20 protein-coding genes are annotated in these 17,851 nt (G+C 43.2%); 19 read left to right on the forward strand and 1 reads right to left on the reverse strand.

Features of this window, described 5'->3' with window-relative positions; genetic code table 11:
• The first annotated feature begins 110 nt into the window (after nucleotides 1-110).
• The 8 genes from murB (at nucleotide 111) to ACHBIE_RS05055 (ending at nucleotide 8,331) form a co-directional block, all read left to right on the forward strand.
• A complete protein-coding gene (murB, locus tag ACHBIE_RS05020) occupies nucleotides 111-1,010 on the forward strand; it encodes a UDP-N-acetylmuramate dehydrogenase (RefSeq protein WP_105123356.1) in 900 nt (299 codons plus the stop codon).
• Nucleotides 1,011-1,142: 132 nt separating this feature from the next.
• The gene (locus ACHBIE_RS05025) at nucleotides 1,143-2,297 is read left to right on the forward strand and encodes an ABC transporter ATP-binding protein (RefSeq protein WP_105137431.1); all 1,155 of its coding nucleotides are present in this window, start codon (nucleotides 1,143-1,145) and stop codon (nucleotides 2,295-2,297) included.
• Nucleotides 2,281-3,081: an ABC transporter permease gene (locus ACHBIE_RS05030; RefSeq protein ID WP_105160896.1), complete on the forward strand. Its 801-nt coding sequence runs from the start codon at nucleotides 2,281-2,283 to the stop codon at nucleotides 3,079-3,081. Before ACHBIE_RS05025 ends, ACHBIE_RS05030 begins: the two co-directional genes overlap by 17 nt.
• Nucleotides 3,082-3,852, forward strand: coding sequence for an ABC transporter permease (locus ACHBIE_RS05035; protein WP_105110146.1), 771 nt, complete (start codon nucleotides 3,082-3,084; stop codon nucleotides 3,850-3,852).
• Entirely contained in the window at nucleotides 3,852-4,922 is a 1,071-nt protein-coding gene (locus tag ACHBIE_RS05040) for an extracellular solute-binding protein (RefSeq protein ID WP_172095598.1), read from the forward strand. The genes ACHBIE_RS05035 and ACHBIE_RS05040 overlap by 1 nt, the downstream gene beginning before the upstream one ends.
• A 91-nt stretch (nucleotides 4,923-5,013) precedes the next feature.
• Nucleotides 5,014-5,637: an endonuclease III gene (gene nth / locus ACHBIE_RS05045; RefSeq protein WP_394732858.1), complete on the forward strand. Its 624-nt coding sequence runs from the start codon at nucleotides 5,014-5,016 to the stop codon at nucleotides 5,635-5,637.
• 284 nt (nucleotides 5,638-5,921) lie between these two features.
• Nucleotides 5,922-6,905 carry a GMP reductase gene (gene guaC, locus ACHBIE_RS05050; RefSeq protein WP_105160907.1) on the forward strand — a complete coding sequence of 328 codons (984 nt, stop codon included), beginning with the start codon at nucleotides 5,922-5,924 and terminating at the stop codon, nucleotides 6,903-6,905.
• A gap of 82 nt (nucleotides 6,906-6,987) precedes the next feature.
• A complete protein-coding gene (locus ACHBIE_RS05055) occupies nucleotides 6,988-8,331 on the forward strand; it encodes an MATE family efflux transporter (protein ID WP_394732859.1) in 1,344 nt (447 codons plus the stop codon).
• A 38-nt stretch (nucleotides 8,332-8,369) separates the two neighbouring features.
• On the opposite strand, the gene ACHBIE_RS05060 is transcribed toward ACHBIE_RS05055, so the two are convergent.
• Nucleotides 8,370-8,552 (reverse strand): 4-oxalocrotonate tautomerase, encoded by a 183-nt coding sequence (locus tag ACHBIE_RS05060; protein ID WP_024413156.1) that lies wholly within the window; start codon nucleotides 8,550-8,552, stop codon nucleotides 8,370-8,372.
• A 121-nt stretch (nucleotides 8,553-8,673) separates the two neighbouring features.
• On the opposite strand from ACHBIE_RS05060, the gene ACHBIE_RS05065 reads away from it, so the two are divergent.
• From ACHBIE_RS05065 to ACHBIE_RS05115, 11 genes are all read left to right on the forward strand, one after another.
• Nucleotides 8,674-10,002: an excalibur calcium-binding domain-containing protein gene (locus ACHBIE_RS05065; protein WP_105123341.1), complete on the forward strand. Its 1,329-nt coding sequence runs from the start codon at nucleotides 8,674-8,676 to the stop codon at nucleotides 10,000-10,002.
• 20 nt (nucleotides 10,003-10,022) lie between these two features.
• Nucleotides 10,023-10,241: a hypothetical protein gene (locus ACHBIE_RS05070; protein WP_105123340.1), complete on the forward strand. Its 219-nt coding sequence runs from the start codon at nucleotides 10,023-10,025 to the stop codon at nucleotides 10,239-10,241.
• A 98-nt stretch (nucleotides 10,242-10,339) separates the two neighbouring features.
• Nucleotides 10,340-10,909 carry a thymidine kinase gene (locus tag ACHBIE_RS05075; protein ID WP_105123339.1) on the forward strand — a complete coding sequence of 190 codons (570 nt, stop codon included), beginning with the start codon at nucleotides 10,340-10,342 and terminating at the stop codon, nucleotides 10,907-10,909.
• Nucleotides 10,910-11,197: 288 nt separating this feature from the next.
• Nucleotides 11,198-12,277, forward strand: coding sequence for a peptide chain release factor 1 (gene prfA, locus ACHBIE_RS05080; protein WP_105123338.1), 1,080 nt, complete (start codon nucleotides 11,198-11,200; stop codon nucleotides 12,275-12,277).
• Complete coding sequence (gene prmC / locus ACHBIE_RS05085; protein ID WP_105123337.1) at nucleotides 12,277-13,110, forward strand: peptide chain release factor N(5)-glutamine methyltransferase; 834 nt, start codon at nucleotides 12,277-12,279, stop codon at nucleotides 13,108-13,110. Before prfA ends, prmC begins: the two co-directional genes overlap by 1 nt.
• Complete coding sequence (locus tag ACHBIE_RS05090) at nucleotides 13,103-13,699, forward strand: L-threonylcarbamoyladenylate synthase (RefSeq protein WP_105123381.1); 597 nt, start codon at nucleotides 13,103-13,105, stop codon at nucleotides 13,697-13,699. Before prmC ends, ACHBIE_RS05090 begins: the two co-directional genes overlap by 8 nt.
• A gap of 33 nt (nucleotides 13,700-13,732) precedes the next feature.
• Nucleotides 13,733-14,989: a serine hydroxymethyltransferase gene (gene glyA, locus ACHBIE_RS05095; RefSeq protein ID WP_394732860.1), complete on the forward strand. Its 1,257-nt coding sequence runs from the start codon at nucleotides 13,733-13,735 to the stop codon at nucleotides 14,987-14,989.
• 2 nt (nucleotides 14,990-14,991) lie between these two features.
• Complete coding sequence (locus tag ACHBIE_RS05100) at nucleotides 14,992-15,966, forward strand: nucleoid-associated protein (protein ID WP_105123335.1); 975 nt, start codon at nucleotides 14,992-14,994, stop codon at nucleotides 15,964-15,966.
• The gene (locus ACHBIE_RS05105) at nucleotides 15,967-16,566 is read left to right on the forward strand and encodes a lysozyme family protein (protein WP_105123334.1); all 600 of its coding nucleotides are present in this window, start codon (nucleotides 15,967-15,969) and stop codon (nucleotides 16,564-16,566) included.
• A 52-nt stretch (nucleotides 16,567-16,618) separates the two neighbouring features.
• Complete coding sequence (locus ACHBIE_RS05110) at nucleotides 16,619-17,377, forward strand: SDR family NAD(P)-dependent oxidoreductase (RefSeq protein ID WP_394732861.1); 759 nt, start codon at nucleotides 16,619-16,621, stop codon at nucleotides 17,375-17,377.
• An 11-nt stretch (nucleotides 17,378-17,388) separates the two neighbouring features.
• Nucleotides 17,389-17,802: a hypothetical protein gene (locus ACHBIE_RS05115; RefSeq protein WP_394732862.1), complete on the forward strand. Its 414-nt coding sequence runs from the start codon at nucleotides 17,389-17,391 to the stop codon at nucleotides 17,800-17,802.
• Nucleotides 17,803-17,851 lie beyond the last annotated feature (49 nt).

Consider the following 17,851-nt stretch of genomic DNA (forward strand, 5'->3'; position numbering starts at 1 on the left):
GAGGGAACTGTATTTTTTGTTTTTGATGCAATTGTCCAAAAATAATCGTAATCTAGTTAAATTTTTGGTATAATATGAACCGTATATCTATTTTTGAAATGAGAATGATAATGAATGATAAGATTAGACAGGAGCTTGAGGGAATCGATATTCGATTTGATGAGCCCTTAAAGGAATATACGTATACAAAAGTCGGGGGTGCAGTAGACTACCTGGCTTTTCCACGTAATCGCTATGAGATTGTACGCATCGTAGAATTTGCCAATCGTGAAGGTATTCCCTGGCAGGTTTTAGGAAATTCTAGTAATATTATCGTCCGTGATGGTGGCATCAGGGGCTTTGTTATCAGGATGGATAAGCTTAACTCAGTGACGGTTTCTGGCTATACGATTGAGGCTGAGGCAGGTGCCAACCTGATTGAGACGACCAAGGTTGCCCTCTTTCATTCCTTGACTGGCTTTGAATTTGCCTGCGGCATTCCTGGTAGTGTCGGCGGTGCTGTTTATATGAATGCCGGTGCTTATGGTGGTGAAGTGGCCCATATCTTGGTATCTGCACAAATTTTAACTCCTGCTGGTTATGTCGAAACCTTGGACAATCGTGATTTGCGCTTTGGTTATCGGTCATCTATCCTGCAGGATAATGGGGCAATTGTCCTATCTGCCAAATTTGCCTTGAAGCCTGGTAATCATCCGGTTATCAAATATGAAATGGACCGATTGACACATTTGCGCGAACTTAAGCAACCACTGGAGTACCCTTCTTGTGGATCTGTCTTTAAGCGTCCACCAGGAATGTTTGCTGGCCAGCTCATCATGGAGGCCGGTCTCAAGGGGCATCGTATTGGCGGTGTGGAAGTATCGGAAAAGCATGCAGGCTTTATGGTTAATGTAGCGGATGGGTCAGCTCAGGATTATGAAAACTTGATTGCTCATGTCATTGAAACAGTCAAAGAATTTTCAGGAGTAACCTTGGAGAGAGAGGTTCGGATTATCGGCGATAGTTTGTAATCATCGGTACAGTTGAGGGGTGAGGCTTATCGTAGCAGGTAGTATGACGGGTAGTTTTCTTGCCCACGAGGTGGTATAGGCCCAACAGAGCCTGGAATCTGTTAGTTTACCTAAAGAAGGAATTTATGAGAATTGAAAAAGCCAATTATTGAATTTAAAGACGTTTCTAAGGTCTTCGAGGACAGTGGAACAACTGTCTTGAAAAACATTAGTTTTGAACTGGAAGAAGGCAAATTTTACACTTTGCTTGGTGCTTCTGGTTCCGGTAAATCAACGATTTTGAATATTATCGCAGGTCTCCTGGATGCGACGTCTGGTGACATTTATCTGGATGGACAGCGGATCAATGATGTTCCGACCAACAAGCGGGATGTCCATACTGTCTTTCAATCATATGCCCTTTTCCCGCATATGACCGTCTTTGAAAATGTGGCTTTTCCACTAAAATTACGCAAGGTTGATAAGGCTGAAATTGATCGCCGTGTCAAAGAGGCTCTGCAGATGGTTCGTTTATCTGGTTATGAGAACCGTGCCATCCAGAAATTGTCTGGAGGTCAACGTCAGCGTGTGGCCATTGCGCGAGCAATCATCAACCAACCGCGCGTTGTCTTGCTAGATGAGCCATTATCAGCTCTTGACTTGAAACTTCGGACCGAGATGCAATACGAATTGCGTGAATTGCAGCAGCGTCTGGGCATTACCTTTGTCTTTGTTACTCACGACCAAGAAGAGGCGCTGGCTATGTCTGACTGGATTTTCGTCATGAATGATGGTGAAATTGTTCAATCAGGGACACCAGTTGACATTTATGATGAGCCAATCAACCATTTTGTAGCGACCTTTATCGGGGAGTCCAATATCCTGCCTGGTCGCATGCTTGAGGACTACCTGGTTGAGTTCAACGGCAAGCGTTTTGAGGCTGTGGACGGTGGTATGCGTCCAAATGAAGAGGTACAAGTGGTCATCCGTCCGGAAGATTTGCGGATTACCCTGCCTGAAGAAGGCAAGTTGCAGGTTAAGGTGGATACCCAGCTCTTCCGTGGGGTTCATTACGAAATCATCGCCTATGATGATTTGGGCAATGAGTGGATGATTCACTCGACGCGCAAGGCTATTGTCGGTGAGGTCATCGGTCTGGACTTTGAACCAGAAGACATCCATATCATGCGTCTCAACGAAACGGAAGAAGAATTTGATGCCCGTATCGAGGAATATGTAGAAGTCGAAGAAGTGGAAGATGGCTTGATCAATGCCATTGAGGAGGAACGCAATGAAGAAAACCTCTAAGCTCTTTGCCATCCCCTATGCTTTATGGGTTTTCCTCTTTGTACTGGCGCCTGTTGCCCTGATTGTCTTTAAGTCATTCTTTGATATTCATGACAATTTTACCCTAGCCAACTACCAAACCTACTTTAACTCGCCAAATAATACTTACTTGCGGATGAGTTTTAACTCCATTTTTTACGCAGGTTTGATTACCTTGGTTACTTTGCTGGTATCCTATCCAACAGCCTATTTTTTGACCAAGCTCAAGCACAAGCAGCTCTGGCTCATGTTGATTATCCTGCCGACTTGGGTCAACCTCTTGCTTAAGGCCTATGCCTTTATCGGGATTTTTGGTCAACACGGCTCGGTCAATCAGTTCTTGGAATTTATTGGCCTGGGTGCCCAGCAAATTCTCTTTACAGATTTTTCATTTATCACTGTTGCGGCCTATATTGAAATTCCTTTCATGATTTTGCCGATTTTCAATGCCTTGGATGATTTAGATCCTAATCTTATCAATGCTAGTCGAGATTTGGGGGCAACTCCTTGGCAGACCTTTACAAAAGTTATTTTTCCTCTGTCCATGAATGGTGTTCGTTCAGGTGTGCAGGCGGTCTTTATCCCAAGTTTGAGCTTGTTTATGTTGACCCGCCTTATCGGTGGTAACCGTGTGATTACGCTGGGTACAGCCATTGAGCAGCATTTCTTGACAACCCAGAACTGGGGCATGGGCTCCACCATTGGTGTCGTCTTGATTCTTGCCATGCTGGCCATTATGTGGCTAACGAAAGAGAGGAAGAAATAAATGAAAAAATTTGCAAAGATTTATCTAACCATTGCCTTCCTTGTCTTGTATCTGCCAATTTTCTATTTGATTTTCTATGCCTTCAATGAAGGTGGGGATATGAATGGCTTTACTGGTTTTACGTTAGAGCATTTCTCAGCCATGCTGGGAGATAGTCGCCTGATGTTGATTTTGGCTCAAACCTTCTTTTTAGCCTTCCTCAGCTCGCTGATTGCGACAATTATCGGGACCTTCGGTGCCATTTATATCTACCAATCCAAGCAGAAGTTTCAGAATGCTCTTTTATCGGTCAACAATATCCTCATGGTAGCACCGGACGTTATGATTGGTGCGAGTTTCCTGATTCTCTTTACCATGATTGGTTTCCAGCTGGGCTTTGTCTCTGTTTTACTCAGCCACATTGCCTTTTCGATTCCGATTGTGGTCCTCATGGTCTTGCCACGACTCAAAGAAATGAATGCTGATATGATTTCCGCAGCCTATGACTTGGGGGCAACGCAACCACAAATGCTCCGAGAAATCATGTTGCCTTATTTGACTCCAGCCATTATTGCAGGCTACTTCATGGCCTTTACCTACTCGCTGGATGATTTTGCCGTGACCTTCTTTGTCACAGGAAACGGCTACTCAAACCTGTCTGTTGAGATTTACTCACGGGCTCGTCAGGGGATTTCTTTGGAAATCAATGCCCTGTCCACCCTGGTCTTCCTCTTCAGTATTGTGCTTGTCGTAGGTTATTACTTTATTTCGCGTGAGAAGGAGGCAAACTAATGAAACGGTTGACATCATTTTTTGTTGGTATTCTTGCTATCATTCTCGTGCTTTGGGGAATTTCTAGCAAACTAGAGGCTGATTCTACCCAAGGAACCACTGATAAATTGGTCATCTATAACTGGGGTGATTATATCGACCCAGAATTGTTGGACGAATTTACCGCCGAAACCGGTATCCAGGTTGATTACCAGACCTTTGATTCCAACGAGTCCATGTACACAAAGATTCAGCAGGGTGGGACAACCTATGACTTGGCTGTGCCGTCTGAGTACATGATTTCTAAGATGGCTGAAGAAGATATGCTGATCAAGTTGGATAAGTCGAAAATTGAGGGATTGGAAAATATCGACCCGCAATTTATGGGGCTCAGCTTTGATGAGAACAATGATTATTCCATTCCTTATTTCTGGGGAACCCTGGGAATTGTTTACAATGAAACCATGGTTGACAATCCGCCACAGGAATGGGAGGATTTGTGGTCTGAGGAATATCGTGACAATATCATGCTGATTGACGGTGTCCGTGAGGTTATGGGCTTTGGTCTACAATCTCTCGGCTACAGTCTCAATTCGCAGGATAAGGCTGAAATTGCCCAAGCTGCGGAACATCTCTATAACTTGACTCCGAATGTCAAAGCTATTGTTGCTGATGAAATCAAGGGTTACATGATTCAGGATGCGGCGGCTATTGCTGTCAGTTTCTCAGGTGAGGCTAGTGAAATGCTGGATGGCAATGAAAACCTGCACTATGTCGTACCGTCAAAAGGTTCTAACCTCTGGTTTGATAATATGGTAATTCCAAAGACAGCCAAGAACATCGACGGGGCCCATGCCTTTATGAGCTTCATGCTTCGTCCTGAAAATGCCCTGCGCAATGCGGAATATGTTGGCTACTCAACGCCGATTCCTGCAGCCAAGGCTATGTTGGATGAAGAAACTCAAAATGACGAGGCTTTCTATCCTTCCGAGGAAACCATGAAAGAGATGGAAGTCTATGATAATCTGGGTAAGGAAATGCTCGGTCTCTATAATGACCTCTTCCTACAATTTAAAATGTATCGGAAGTAGAAGATAACACTTGGTTAACGGACCAAGTGTTTTTTAAGTTAAGGAAAATAGATTTCGTGGTATAATGTAAACAATCAAGAAAGAGGTTTACATGGTATTATCAAAAAAACGTGCACGAAAAGTAATTGAAGAAATTATTGCCCTCTATCCAGACGCCAAGCCAAGTTTGGATTTTAGAAATCATTTCGAACTGCTGGTAGCGGTCATGTTGTCTGCTCAGACGACAGATGCGGCGGTCAATAAGGCAACACCTGCCTTGTTTGAGGCCTATCCGACACCAGAGGCTATGGCAGCAGCCGAGGTCAAAGACATTGAGCCCTATATTTCACGCTTGGGTCTTTACCATAACAAGGCTAAATTCCTCAAAGAATGCGCCCAGCAGTTGTTGGATCAATTTGACGGTGTAGTTCCACAGACACGCGAGGAATTGGAAAGTTTGGCAGGAGTAGGGCGAAAGACCGCCAATGTCGTCATGAGTGTCGGCTTCGGCATCCCAGCTTTTGCGGTGGATACGCATGTCGGTCGCATCTGCAAACACCATGACATTGTCAAAAAATCAGCTACGCCACTGGAAACAGAAAAACGGGTCATGGAAGTTTTGCCACCAGAACTCTGGCTCCCAGCCCATCAGGCCATGATTTATTTTGGACGGGAAGTATGCCATCCGAAAAATCCAGAATGCGCAAAATTTCCTCAATTATATGAATTTGATTAAAAAATCTTCAGTTTTTGGAGATTTTTTCGATTGTTAGGGTAATTTCATTCAGAAAACAAGAATGATTTTTTGAATTTGTTCTAAAATATTCTCAAAAATCGAATAATACGAATGAAGTGACGTTCTAAACGTTGAATAAACGAGAATAAACGAACGTTAATCATTTGTATGGCTTTATATTTGACAAAAACCAAACGATAGTATATAATTTATTCTGTAAGTTGATTTAAAAACGAAAAAACAATGTATTTTTCGTAAGATAGTTCAGAAAATGAGGTAAAGCTATGTACAACGAAATGCCGGTATTTGACTATGAGGACATTCAGTTAATTCCCAACAAGTGCATCATAAACAGCCGTTCTGAGGCGGATACGACGGTGACTTTGGGTAAGTACAGTTTCAAACTTCCTGTAGTTCCAGCCAATATGCAGACCATTATTGATGAGGATGTGGCGGAGATGCTGGCTAAGGACGGTTATTTCTACATTATGCACCGTTTTGACGAAGAAGGACGCATTCCCTTTATCAAACGGATGCATGACCAAGGTTTGATTGCTTCTATTTCGGTCGGTGTCAAAGACTACGAATATGATTTTGTGACTAGCTTGAAAAACGATGTGCCCGAATTTATCACCATTGACATTGCGCATGGTCATGCGGACAGTGTCATCAAGATGATCAAGCATATCAAGAAAGAGTTGCCAGAGACATTTGTTATCGCAGGAAATGTTGGGACGCCTGAAGCGGTTCGTGAGTTGGAGAATGCGGGTGCTGACGCAACCAAGGTCGGCATTGGTCCGGGTAAAGTATGTATTACTAAGGTTAAGACAGGCTTTGGTACAGGTGGTTGGCAGCTGGCAGCCCTTCGTTGGTGCGCTAAAGCGGCTCGTAAACCCATTATTGCGGATGGTGGTATCCGTACGCATGGTGACATTGCCAAATCCATCCGTTTCGGTGCCAGCATGGTTATGATTGGTTCCCTCTTTGCAGGGCATATTGAAAGTCCGGGTAAAACCATTGAAGTGGACGGCGAGAAATTCAAAGAATACTACGGCTCGGCCTCTGAGTATCAAAAAGGTGCTTATAAAAATGTAGAAGGCAAGAAAATTCTCCTGCCAGCTAAGGGGCATCTCAAGGATACTTTGGTGGAAATGGAACAGGACCTGCAGTCATCCATTTCTTACGCAGGTGGTCGTGATTTGAATAGCCTTCGCCATGTGGACTATGTCGTCGTGAAAAATTCTATCTGGAACGGCGACTCGATTTAAAATGTTATTTAATGAAATAGAGGACTTGCAGTGCAGGTCCTTTTCTTGATACAATAGATTGACTAAGATTAAAGGACTTATTATGTATCCAACAAAAACTCTAAAAGAAAAATTTCTTCTCTTTCTAAAAATTTTTCTGCCGATTTTGATTTATCAATTTGCTAACTTTTCGGCTTCTTTCATCGATACCATGATGACGGGACAGTTTAGTACCCTTGATTTGGCGGGTGTTTCTATGGCGACCAGTTTGTGGAACCCATTTTTCTCCTTTTTAACAGGGATTGTATCGGCTTTGGTTCCCATTATCGGCCATCATCTGGGCAAGGGCGATAAGAACAAGATTCGCGAAGAATTTCACCAGTTTGTCTATTTGTCTGGCTTTTTAGCCTTAATTTTGTATATCTTGGTCTTTGTTTTTGCTAGGCCTATTTTGAGCTGGCTGGGCTTAGATGTTGAAGTTGCAGGAGTTGCTCTGTCCTATCTCTACTATATTTCCATTGGCATCCCGCCTTTTCTCATCTTCAGCGTCTGCCGGTCCTTTTTCGATGCCCTCGGTCTGACCCGACTGTCCATGTACCTCATGTTGCTCCTGGTTCCCTTTAACAGCCTCTTTAACTATTTCTTGATTTATGGGAAATTGGGACTGCCGGCCCTGGGCGGATCAGGTGCTGGACTTGGGACTGCTTTGGCTTATTGGGCAGTCTTAGCAGTGGTTGTCCTGGTCATGAGGAAAAATAAGCAGATTGCATCCTACCAAGTGTGGGACTGGACATCCTTTAATCCTGCCATGCTCAAAGAAGGGGTAAAAATCGGTCTTCCCATCGGTCTGCAGGTTTTCGCAGAAGTAGCCATTTTTGCAGTGGTCGGGCTCTACATGTCCAAATATTCTGCGCAGACCATTGCGGCCCACCAGGCAGCTATGAATTTTGCGACTCTCATGTATGCCTTCCCGCTCAGCATTTCCATGGCCCTGCCTATTCTGGTTTCCTACGAACACGGGGCAAAACGCCTGAAAGATGTCCAGCAGTACAGTCTGATTGGCCGCTTGACAGCCGTTCTCTTTGCCAGTCTGACCTTGACTTTCCTTTATTTTAATCGGGAAATGGTAGCAGGTCTTTATGGTATAGAACCTGAATTTATCGCCTTAACATCTGACTTCCTGGTCTTTGCCCTCTTTTTCCAACTGGCAGATGCCTTTACAGCACCGATTCAGGGGATTTTACGGGGCTACAAGGACACCACCTTTCCCTTTGTGCTAGGCCTAGTGTCCTACTGGTCCATGACCTTCCCTATTGCCTGGTTGCTGGATAGTCTGACGGACTTGGGACCAAAAGCTTACTGGATTGGCTTGATTGTCGGGATATTCACCTGCGGGATTTCCTTGAATCTACGCTTACGATATATTGTAAAAAATGATAAGCAATAAGAAAAAGCTGACTTGAAAGAAGACAAGTCAGTTTTTACTTATTTGCGTTTCATTTCGCCATGCGGGAAATAAGTTCCCTCTTTCATGTCGTTAATAAAGACATGGATAGCTTCCTTCGGGGCGTTGGTATTACGCGAAACAACCTCTGTCACCTCACGAGCTAGGGCAATTTTTTGCTCCTCAGTGCGACCTTCAAATAAATCAATACGTACAAATGGCATATAAATTCTCCTTTTTGTTGAATATTTTATCACAGTAAAAAAATTATTCAAGTATTTTATAAATAATTGCAATTTTATCCTTTGTTCTATATAATAATATTGTGAAAGAAAGGAGATAGATATGCTAGGTAAGATTAAAAATCAAGGTAAAATCAGAAAGATTTTCAACAGAAAAACAGCTACTGTAGTAGGTGGTTTGCTGGTAACAAGTGTTGCAGGAATTCAATTGACGACTGCTGAGTTGCCGGCGAAAGAACAAGTTTACGGCCAACCTATTGAAAAAGTTCTACAAATCTATAAAGAGGCTGGATTTGAAAATATCAAGGAAAGTTTAAAAATTGCAGATTTAGAGTACGGAAAAATTGATGAAAGTAGTAAGGTAGAAGTTGTTCTTGTTGATGGCGAAGAATGGAAAGAAGGGACTGCCTCAAAAAATGTACCGATTTCCATATCTTATCATGCCCCGAAAGATGATGCGGTTGAAATAAGCAATCTTTCCTATCCTGGAAATGTCACTGAGCTTGAAAAAGAGTTGACAGAGGCAGGGTTTGACAATATTGAGCTATCTTCTGTTATGTTGTTGGCAGATGGAAATAATGACAAGCACGATCAAGTAGAGAATTTGGAAATTGGTCTCTATTCCTATCAGAAAGGCTACTTTTATTCGACAAGTCTTCCTGTCAAAGTAACTTATTTTGATGCTAGCAAGGACAATTTGAAATTTCCACAGGATGCTTTGGAGACTAAAAATAAGGCAGATTTAGAAAAATCCCTGACTGAAGTCGGATTTACACAGGTAAAGTGGGATAAAATTGAAGAAAAGGACAAATCAAAACACGGGACCATCCGCGATATTACAGTAGATGGTGAGAAACTAAGACTAGATACCAAGCAAGATATTATCTTAAAAAAAGCAACGCCAATCGTCATCAGTTACTATGATTTTTCAAACTTTGCTGAAGTACCTAAGAATATTTCAAATGCAACAGTAGAAAAAAATAAGGAGTTATTTACTGCTGCGGGCTTCACTCAGATTTCCGAAGTTGCTACCGAAACAGATGATATCAGTAAAAATGGTCAGGTGAGCGTTATTGAAATAGATGGGAAGGCTTGGGATTCCCAGAAGGATACTGTTTATAAGAAAAATAGCAAGGTTGTCATCAAATACTGGAATGCTGAGAAGGCTATCGCAGAAAAGGCTCGTAAAGAGGAGGAAGAGCGCCAGGCGGCTGAGGCCAAACGAATTGCTGAAGAGCAAGCTGCAGCCCAGGCTCAAGCGGCGGCTCAATCACAAGGTCAAATCCATGGTTTTGCGCAAGCACCTGCGAGCAATGTTTACTATCCGAACTGTAAGGCAGCGAGAGCAGCAGGAGCAGCTCCGGTCTATCAAGGTCAACCTGGTTATGGAAGTCACCTAGACAGAGATGGCGACGGAATTGGTTGCGAGTAGATAAAACAGGAGGGACTGTTATGAAACCTGCATACCGCATCATCTTAGCTTTGTTACTAGGTCTATTTACCCTTTATTTTGCAATGGCAGTGTTTCCAATCAGCACCATCATCGGACCCATACTGGTAACCATAACATTGTTTTCTGCTATTTACACCATCCTGGTTCTCTATAAATGGAAGCCCAAATGGGGTGAGATGCTATTAGAGTTGGTTTTAAATTTATTCATGTGGCCATGATTTCCAAACAAGCTCAACTGGGCTTGTTTTTCTCTTTCCCATAATAGTGATTTTATGATAAAATGGAGGAAGTGAAATTTTAGAACGGAAGAGGAAAAATGGCTCAATTATACTATAAATACGGTACCATGAACTCTGGTAAGACCATTGAAATTCTCAAGGTAGCCCACAACTACGAGGAGCAGGGAAAACCCGTTGTCATTATGACTTCGGCACTGGATACCCGTGATGCTTTCGGAATCGTTTCTAGTCGAATTGGTATGAGAAGAGATGCGGTGGCCATTGACGACCAGATGGATGTATTTGGTTATATTGAGAAAATGGACCCGCTTCCTTATTGTGTCCTCATCGACGAGGCTCAGTTTCTCCGACGTCATCACGTCTATGACCTGGCCCGTGTGGTAGACGAACTCGGTGTGCCAGTTATGGCCTTCGGTCTTAAAAATGATTTTAGAAATGAATTGTTTGAAGGCTCGAAACATTTGTTACTCTTGTCGGACAAGATTGAAGAAATCAAAACCATTTGCCAGTATTGCTCAAAGAAAGCAACCATGGTCTTGCGAACTCAGGACGGCAAACCGACCTACGAGGGAGAGCAAATACAAATCGGAGGCAACGAAACCTATATCCCAGTTTGCCGCAAACATTATTTTTCGCCAGAAATTTAGCCATTTTGAATCATAAAAAGAAATATGGAATTACAAATCTGTCCATATTTAGAGATCGGAATGGAACACGCATATAAGATAACTAGAAGTGTGTTCCTTCCAAATTTTAAGAAAGGAACTGAATTCGGGCTACGAACTGTGCCTGTTTCTTGACCTACATATTACAGAAAGGAATCGAACACGCCCTACAAGCTGTGTCAAAAAGATAATTTCTCCAAGTGTTTGTAACACTTGGCCGAAATTCCTATTTTGACTGTGCTTGTTTAACGGGCTTTGTATCTTAATTTTATGAACATCTACGATCAATTACAGGCGGTGGAAGATCGCTACGAGGAACTTGGTGAATTGTTGTCTGACCCGGATGTGGTCAGCGATACCAAGCGTTTTATGGAGTTGTCTAAGGAAGAAGCTACGACTCGTGATACAGTAACAGCCTACCGCGAATATAAGACTGTACTTCAAAACATTATCGATGCAGAAGAGATGATTAAAGAATCTTCTGGCGATGCTGATTTGGAAGAAATGGCTAAGGAAGAACTCAAACAAGCTAAGGCTGATAAAGAGGCTTATGAAGAAAAGCTCAAAATCCTTCTTTTACCAAAAGACCCTAACGATGACAAGAACATTATCTTGGAAATTCGTGGTGCAGCTGGTGGTGATGAGGCCGCACTTTTTGCTGGCGATTTGTTGACCATGTACCAAAAATACGCAGAAAGCCAAGGCTGGCGCTTTGAAGTCATGGAGGCTTCTTATAATGGTGTCGGCGGTATCAAGGAAGTAGTTGCCATGGTCTCTGGTCAATCCGTTTATTCAAAACTCAAGTATGAATCAGGAGCACATCGTGTCCAACGTGTCCCTGTGACAGAAAGCCAAGGTCGTGTCCACACCTCAACAGCAACTGTCCTAATTATGCCAGAAGTAGAAGAAGTGGAATATGACATCGATCCAAAAGACCTTCGTGTCGACATTTACCATGCCTCTGGTGCTGGTGGTCAGAACGTCAACAAGGTGGCGACTGCCGTTCGTATCGTTCACTTGCCGACCAACATTAAGGTCGAAATGCAGGAAGAGCGTACCCAGCAAAAGAACCGTGACAAGGCTATGAAAATCATCCGAGCGCGTGTGGCTGACCATTTTGCCCAAATTGCCCAAGACGAGCAAGATGCTGAGCGCAAGTCAACCATCGGCACTGGTGACCGTTCGGAGCGGATTCGTACTTACAACTTCCCGCAAAACCGTGTGACCGACCACCGTATCGGTCTTACCCTGCAAAAACTGGACACCATTTTGTCTGGTAAGATGGATGAGGTTGTCGATGCCTTGGTACTCTATGATCAAACGCAAAAACTGGAAGAGCTGAATAAGTAATGACATACGCCCAACTTTTTTCTGTCTATGAGGCAGAGCTTTTGGCAGTGGGAGAGGAGCCTGAGAGCCTCTCTTTTGTCTATCGAGGTCTGAAAAATCTTGATCTGACCGCCTTTGTCTTGCTACTTCGTCAAGAAGTGTCGGCTGAGGAGCGGGATGTAATCGAGCAGATTTTTCAGCAGCTCAAAGCGCATCAGCCAGCTCAGTACATCCTTGGTTACGAGGACTTTCACGGATTGCGTTTCAAGGTGGACGAGCGGGTGCTCATTCCGAGACCTGAGACAGAGGAGTTGGTTGATTTGGTTTTGTCGGAAAATAGCAGAGCTAATTTACGAGTTTTGGACATTGGAGCTGGCAGCGGTGCTATTGCGGTTTCTCTTGCTCATGCTAGAGCAGATTGGGATGTAGTTGCAGTAGATATTTCACCCGACGCACTGACTTTAGCCCAGGAAAATGCTGAGCGCAACAAGGTTGACGTCCAGTTTATCCTGTCCGATTTGTTTGAAAATATTTCTGGAACCTTTGACATCATCGTCTCCAATCCGCCCTATATTTCGCCAGATGATAAGGCTGAGGTCGGGCTAAATGTCCTTGCATCAGAGCCACATGTAGCGCTCTTTGCAGAAGAAGATGGCTTGGCTATCTATCGAAATATCATTGAGCAAGCTGGTCAATTTTTGACTAATAATGGAAAAATCTACTTTGAAATTGGCTACAAACAAGGGCAGCAGGTGTCTGATTTGCTGCGTCAGCATTTCCCAGAAAAAAATGTCCGAGTACTGAAGGACCAGTTTGGCCAGGATAGAAAGGTGGTTGCTGATGATAATGGATAAATTCCGAACAATAATTGAAAACGACGGTGCAGTCATTATGCCGACGGAGACCGTCTACGGGCTTTTTGCCAAGGCCCTGTCGGAAACCGCTGTCAATCATGTTTACGAGCTCAAACAACGTCCGCGTGACAAGGCTATGAACCTAAATGTGTCAACCCTGAACGATATTCATTATTTTAGTCAAAATCCTCCCTTTTTTCTTGAAAAAGTGTATAATAGTTTTATGCCTGGTCCCCTAACAATTATCCTAAAATCGAACGAAAATGTTCCTGTTTGGATAAATTCGGGTCTGGCAACTGTAGGTTTTCGGGTGCCAAAGCACGAAAAAACCTTACAATTGATAAACATGATTGGCCCTCTCATTGGTCCATCTGCTAATTTATCAGGAAAAGAAAGCGGAAGGTATTTCCAGGATATTCAGGCCCAGTTTTCTCAAGAGCTGGTTGGCTTTGAGGATGATCAAGCCCTGACTGGTGTAGATTCGACCATTTTGGACCTTTCTGGTCAGCAAGCACGAATTTTGCGTCAAGGTGCCATCACCAAGGAAGAAATTTTGGCTGCTGTACCTGAAATTGAATTTGCAGATTGACCCACGTCTAACCATAAAATAGGAGTATCATAGATGATTTTCGATATAGTTGATTATAAAGAATTTGACAAAGAACTTTGGGATGCGATTAAGGACGAGGAAGATCGTCAGCAACACAATATTGAATTGATTGCCTCTGAAAATGTCGTTTCTAAGGCTGTTATGGCAGCTCAGGGATCTATTCTTACTAATAAATACGCGGAAGGATACCCTGGTAAACGTTATTACGGTGGTACAGAAGTGGTTGACGTGATTGAAAATCTTGCTATTGAGCGCGCTAAGGAAATTTTCGGTGCTAACTTTGCCAATGTACAACCGCATTCTGGTAGCCAGGCTAATGCTGCAGCCTATATGGCGCTCATTCAGCCAGGCGATACTGTTTTGGGTATGGATTTGTCTGCTGGTGGTCACCTGACCCACGGTTCTCCTGTCAACTTCTCAGGTAAGACTTACAATTTCGTAGCTTATGGTGTTGATAAGGAGACAGAAGTCTTGAACTACGATGCAATTTTGGCTCGTGCAAAAGAAGTCTCACCCAAATTGATTGTTGCAGGTGCATCTGCCTATTCTCGTACCATTGATTTTGAAAAATTCCGTGCAATTGCTGATGAAGTTGGTGCTTACTTGATGGTAGATATGGCTCATATCGCAGGTCTTGTTGCAGCTGGTCTTCATCCAAATCCAGTTCCACATGCTCATATTGTTACAACAACCACTCATAAGACCCTTCGTGGTCCTCGTGGTGGCTTGATTTTGACCAACGACGAAGATTTGGCTAAGAAAATCAATTCTGCAGTTTTCCCAGGTATGCAGGGTGGTCCATTGGAGCACGTTATTGCTGCTAAGGCTGTTGCCTTCAAGGAAACCTTGGACCCAACCTTCAAAGAATACGCAAGCCAGATTATCAAAAACTGTCAGGCTATGGCAGATGTCTTCAAAGCTGACGAGAATTTCCGTGTTATTTCTGGTGGAACAGACAACCATGTCTTCTTGGTTGATGTGACCAAAGTCGTTGAAAACGGAAAAGTTGCCCAAAACTTGCTGGATGAAGTAAGCATTACCCTTAACAAGAACTCTATTCCTTTTGAAACCCTGTCTCCATTTAAGACCTCTGGTATTCGTATCGGGACAGCGGCTGTGACAGCTCGTGGTTTCAAGGAAAAAGAGTGCCGCCAGGTAGCTAACTTCATCATTACAGCCTTGAAAAATGCTGAAAATGAAACTGTGTTGGAACAAGTCCGCCAAGATGTTCGCAGCTTGACAGACCGCTTCCCACTCTATGAAAATTAAAAATGGATATATTTGTAAAACAAGCAATCATACATCAATTTAGTCCTGACGATACAGAGCTGGTCCTTGCCGACCAGCTTTTGACTGTCAGTCCTAAAATAGAAGAATATTTACGCAAAAAAATTGAACGTGTCTTTTCAGACGAGGCCAAAACTGGCCAATTTGATTCGGAAAATCCCTTCCTAGAAAATCTGTCAGGAAATCTGATGGAAAATTCGGTCAAAATTGCCAATCTCTGGAAGGAAGAGTTTTCAATTTCTGAAAACCTTAAGACCAATGACTTGATTTTTGTGGCTTTTGAGAAAAATGGAATTGAACATTTTGGATTTTTGCGGATTTCTCTGCGTGAAAACCTGGCCCACGTTGGCTCGGAAAGCGACAGCCCGTTGAAGATTACCCAGAACAATCTGCCTGGTCCAGGCTCCGCACCTGACGAAGCCCTCATCATCAACTTGCAGACCTACAAATACCACCTGATTGAGAAGAGAATCAAGCACAACGGAGCCTTTCTCAACTATTTTTCAGATAATCTTTTGCAAGTTACGCCAGCCCATTCTGCCAAAAAATCCATTAAGGCCCTTGAGCAGACCGCACAAAAAATTGCGGATAGTTTTCATCAAGGGGATTTCCAATTCCAGTCCAAGGTCAAGTCGGCTATCTATAATCATTTGGAAGAGGACAATGAGTTATCGCCTGAGAAATTGGCCGACCAGCTTTTTGACAACAATCTCACAGCCCGCTTGAATTTTGTCGACCAGCTGAAGGAAGTCATCCCAGACAAGGTTTCCTTTGATGAGATTGATGCCAGCCGTCAGCTCAAAAAATTTGAAAATCAGAAATTGTCCCTATCAAATGGCATCGAGCTGATTGTACCGAATTCAGTCTATGAGGATGCAGAGTCGGTGGAGTTCATCCAAAATCCTAACGGAACCTACTCCATTTTGATTAAAAACATCGAAGATATTAAGAGTAAATAAATGAAAAAAATTACAAGAACGATTTTTCTTGTCGTCCTTGTTTTTCTTTGTTATCAATTGTACCAGACCTATCATGCGGTTGAGCAGGTCATGACTTTTCAGCCCTTGGTCCAAGAAGTCCTGGCTGAAAATGATACCGCAGCAAATGAAGAATTGGTACTGGCTATGATTTATACAGAGACAAAGGGAAAACAGGTCGACGTTATGCAGTCCAGTGAATCTGCGACAGGCTACATTAATGCCATTACAGATAGCAAGGAGAGCATCCGCCAAGGTGTTATCTATCTCAGTCAGAATTTGCAGCTGGCAGGAGAACGTGGGGTGGATGTTTGGACGGCAGTTCAGGCCTACAATTTTGGGCAGACCTATATTGATTATGTGGCTGCAAATGGAGGTGAGAACTCCCTGAATTTGGCTGAGGAGTATTCCAAAACAGTAGTCGCACCAAGTTTGGGTAATACTAGTCTAGAAACTTATACCTACTGGCATCCACTTGCTCTTGTCAATGGCGGCAAGCTCTATGTCAACGGGGGCAATATGTACTATTCACGCCAGGTCCAATTTAACATGTATCTGATGCGCCTTATCAATCTTTTTTAACCCTCCCTCTTAAAAAGTGTTATAATAGAAATATGAACGGAGGTGTGCCAAGATGACAAGAACCTGTATGATTACTGGTGCAAGTAGCGGAATTGGGAAGGCCATTGCATATGCCTTTGCCAAAAACGGTGATAATGTAGTTATTACTGGGCGCCGGAAGGAACAGCTAGAAACGATTAAAAAGGACTTGGAAACAAGTTTTAGCATCAATGTGACTTTGGCTGTGTTTGATGTAACAAATGTAGAAGAAGTTATAGAGCAGTGCCAGCAGATTATGAAAGAAGTTGGACAGTTGGACGTCTTGGTCAACAATGCTGGTCTGGCTTTGGGACTGGATAAGTTCCAAGAATATGATTTGGCTGATATGTTGACTATGATTGATACCAATGTTCGTGGTCTGTTGACTGTGACCCGCCAGATTTTGCCACAAATGGTAGAAAACAATAATGGTCACATCATCAATATCGGCTCAACTGCTGGGATTTATGCCTATGCAGGTGCGGCTGTTTATGCTGCAACCAAGTCTGCTGTCAAGGTCTTGAGCGACGGTATCCGCATTGATACCATTGATAAAAACATCAAGGTGACAACATTGCAACCAGGAATTGTGGAGACGGACTTCAGCCAGGTGCGTTTCCATGGAGACAAGGAGCGAGCAGCAACAGTTTACCAAGGGATTGATGCACTTCAGGCAGAAGATATTGCCAACTGCACCATTTTTATAACGAATCAACCAGCCCATGTGCAGATTTCAGATATGACGATCATGGCCACCAAGCAAGCAACAGGATTTACCATTCACCGTGAGTAGGAGGTCTTGCTATGAGAAAGTTTGGAAACAGTTTATCCATCTTACTTCTATCTGCCATGTTCTTAGGTGCCTGCACCAATAAAACAAGAATAGGGCAGATAAGCACCAGCAGTTCCCCATCTAGCAGCTCTTCATCGACAAGGGCAAGTAGTTCAACTAGCACCAGTAGCTCTGAGACCACAAAAGTTTCTGGAAAAGATTTTTCAGAATTAAACATAGGGATCCAACTAGAGAGTGGGCAGGATACCATTGACTATGCCAAAATGATCTTAGGCGACAAGGATTGGATTGTCATTGAAGGAAATTATACTCGGACAGAGTCTATTCCCTATAATCTGCTACAAGGGAATGACGGTTCGCTCTACTGGGTCTACCAAAATGGCAAAATCTATGATAAGGAAAACCAACTGGTCCACCAGCCATAAGAAACAGCTGAAGATTTGAATGTCCTTTAGCTCTACAGGTAAATATTCT

This window comes from Streptococcus sp. A23 (genome assembly GCF_043674155.1).
Classification (GTDB): domain Bacteria; phylum Bacillota; class Bacilli; order Lactobacillales; family Streptococcaceae; genus Streptococcus; species Streptococcus suis_V.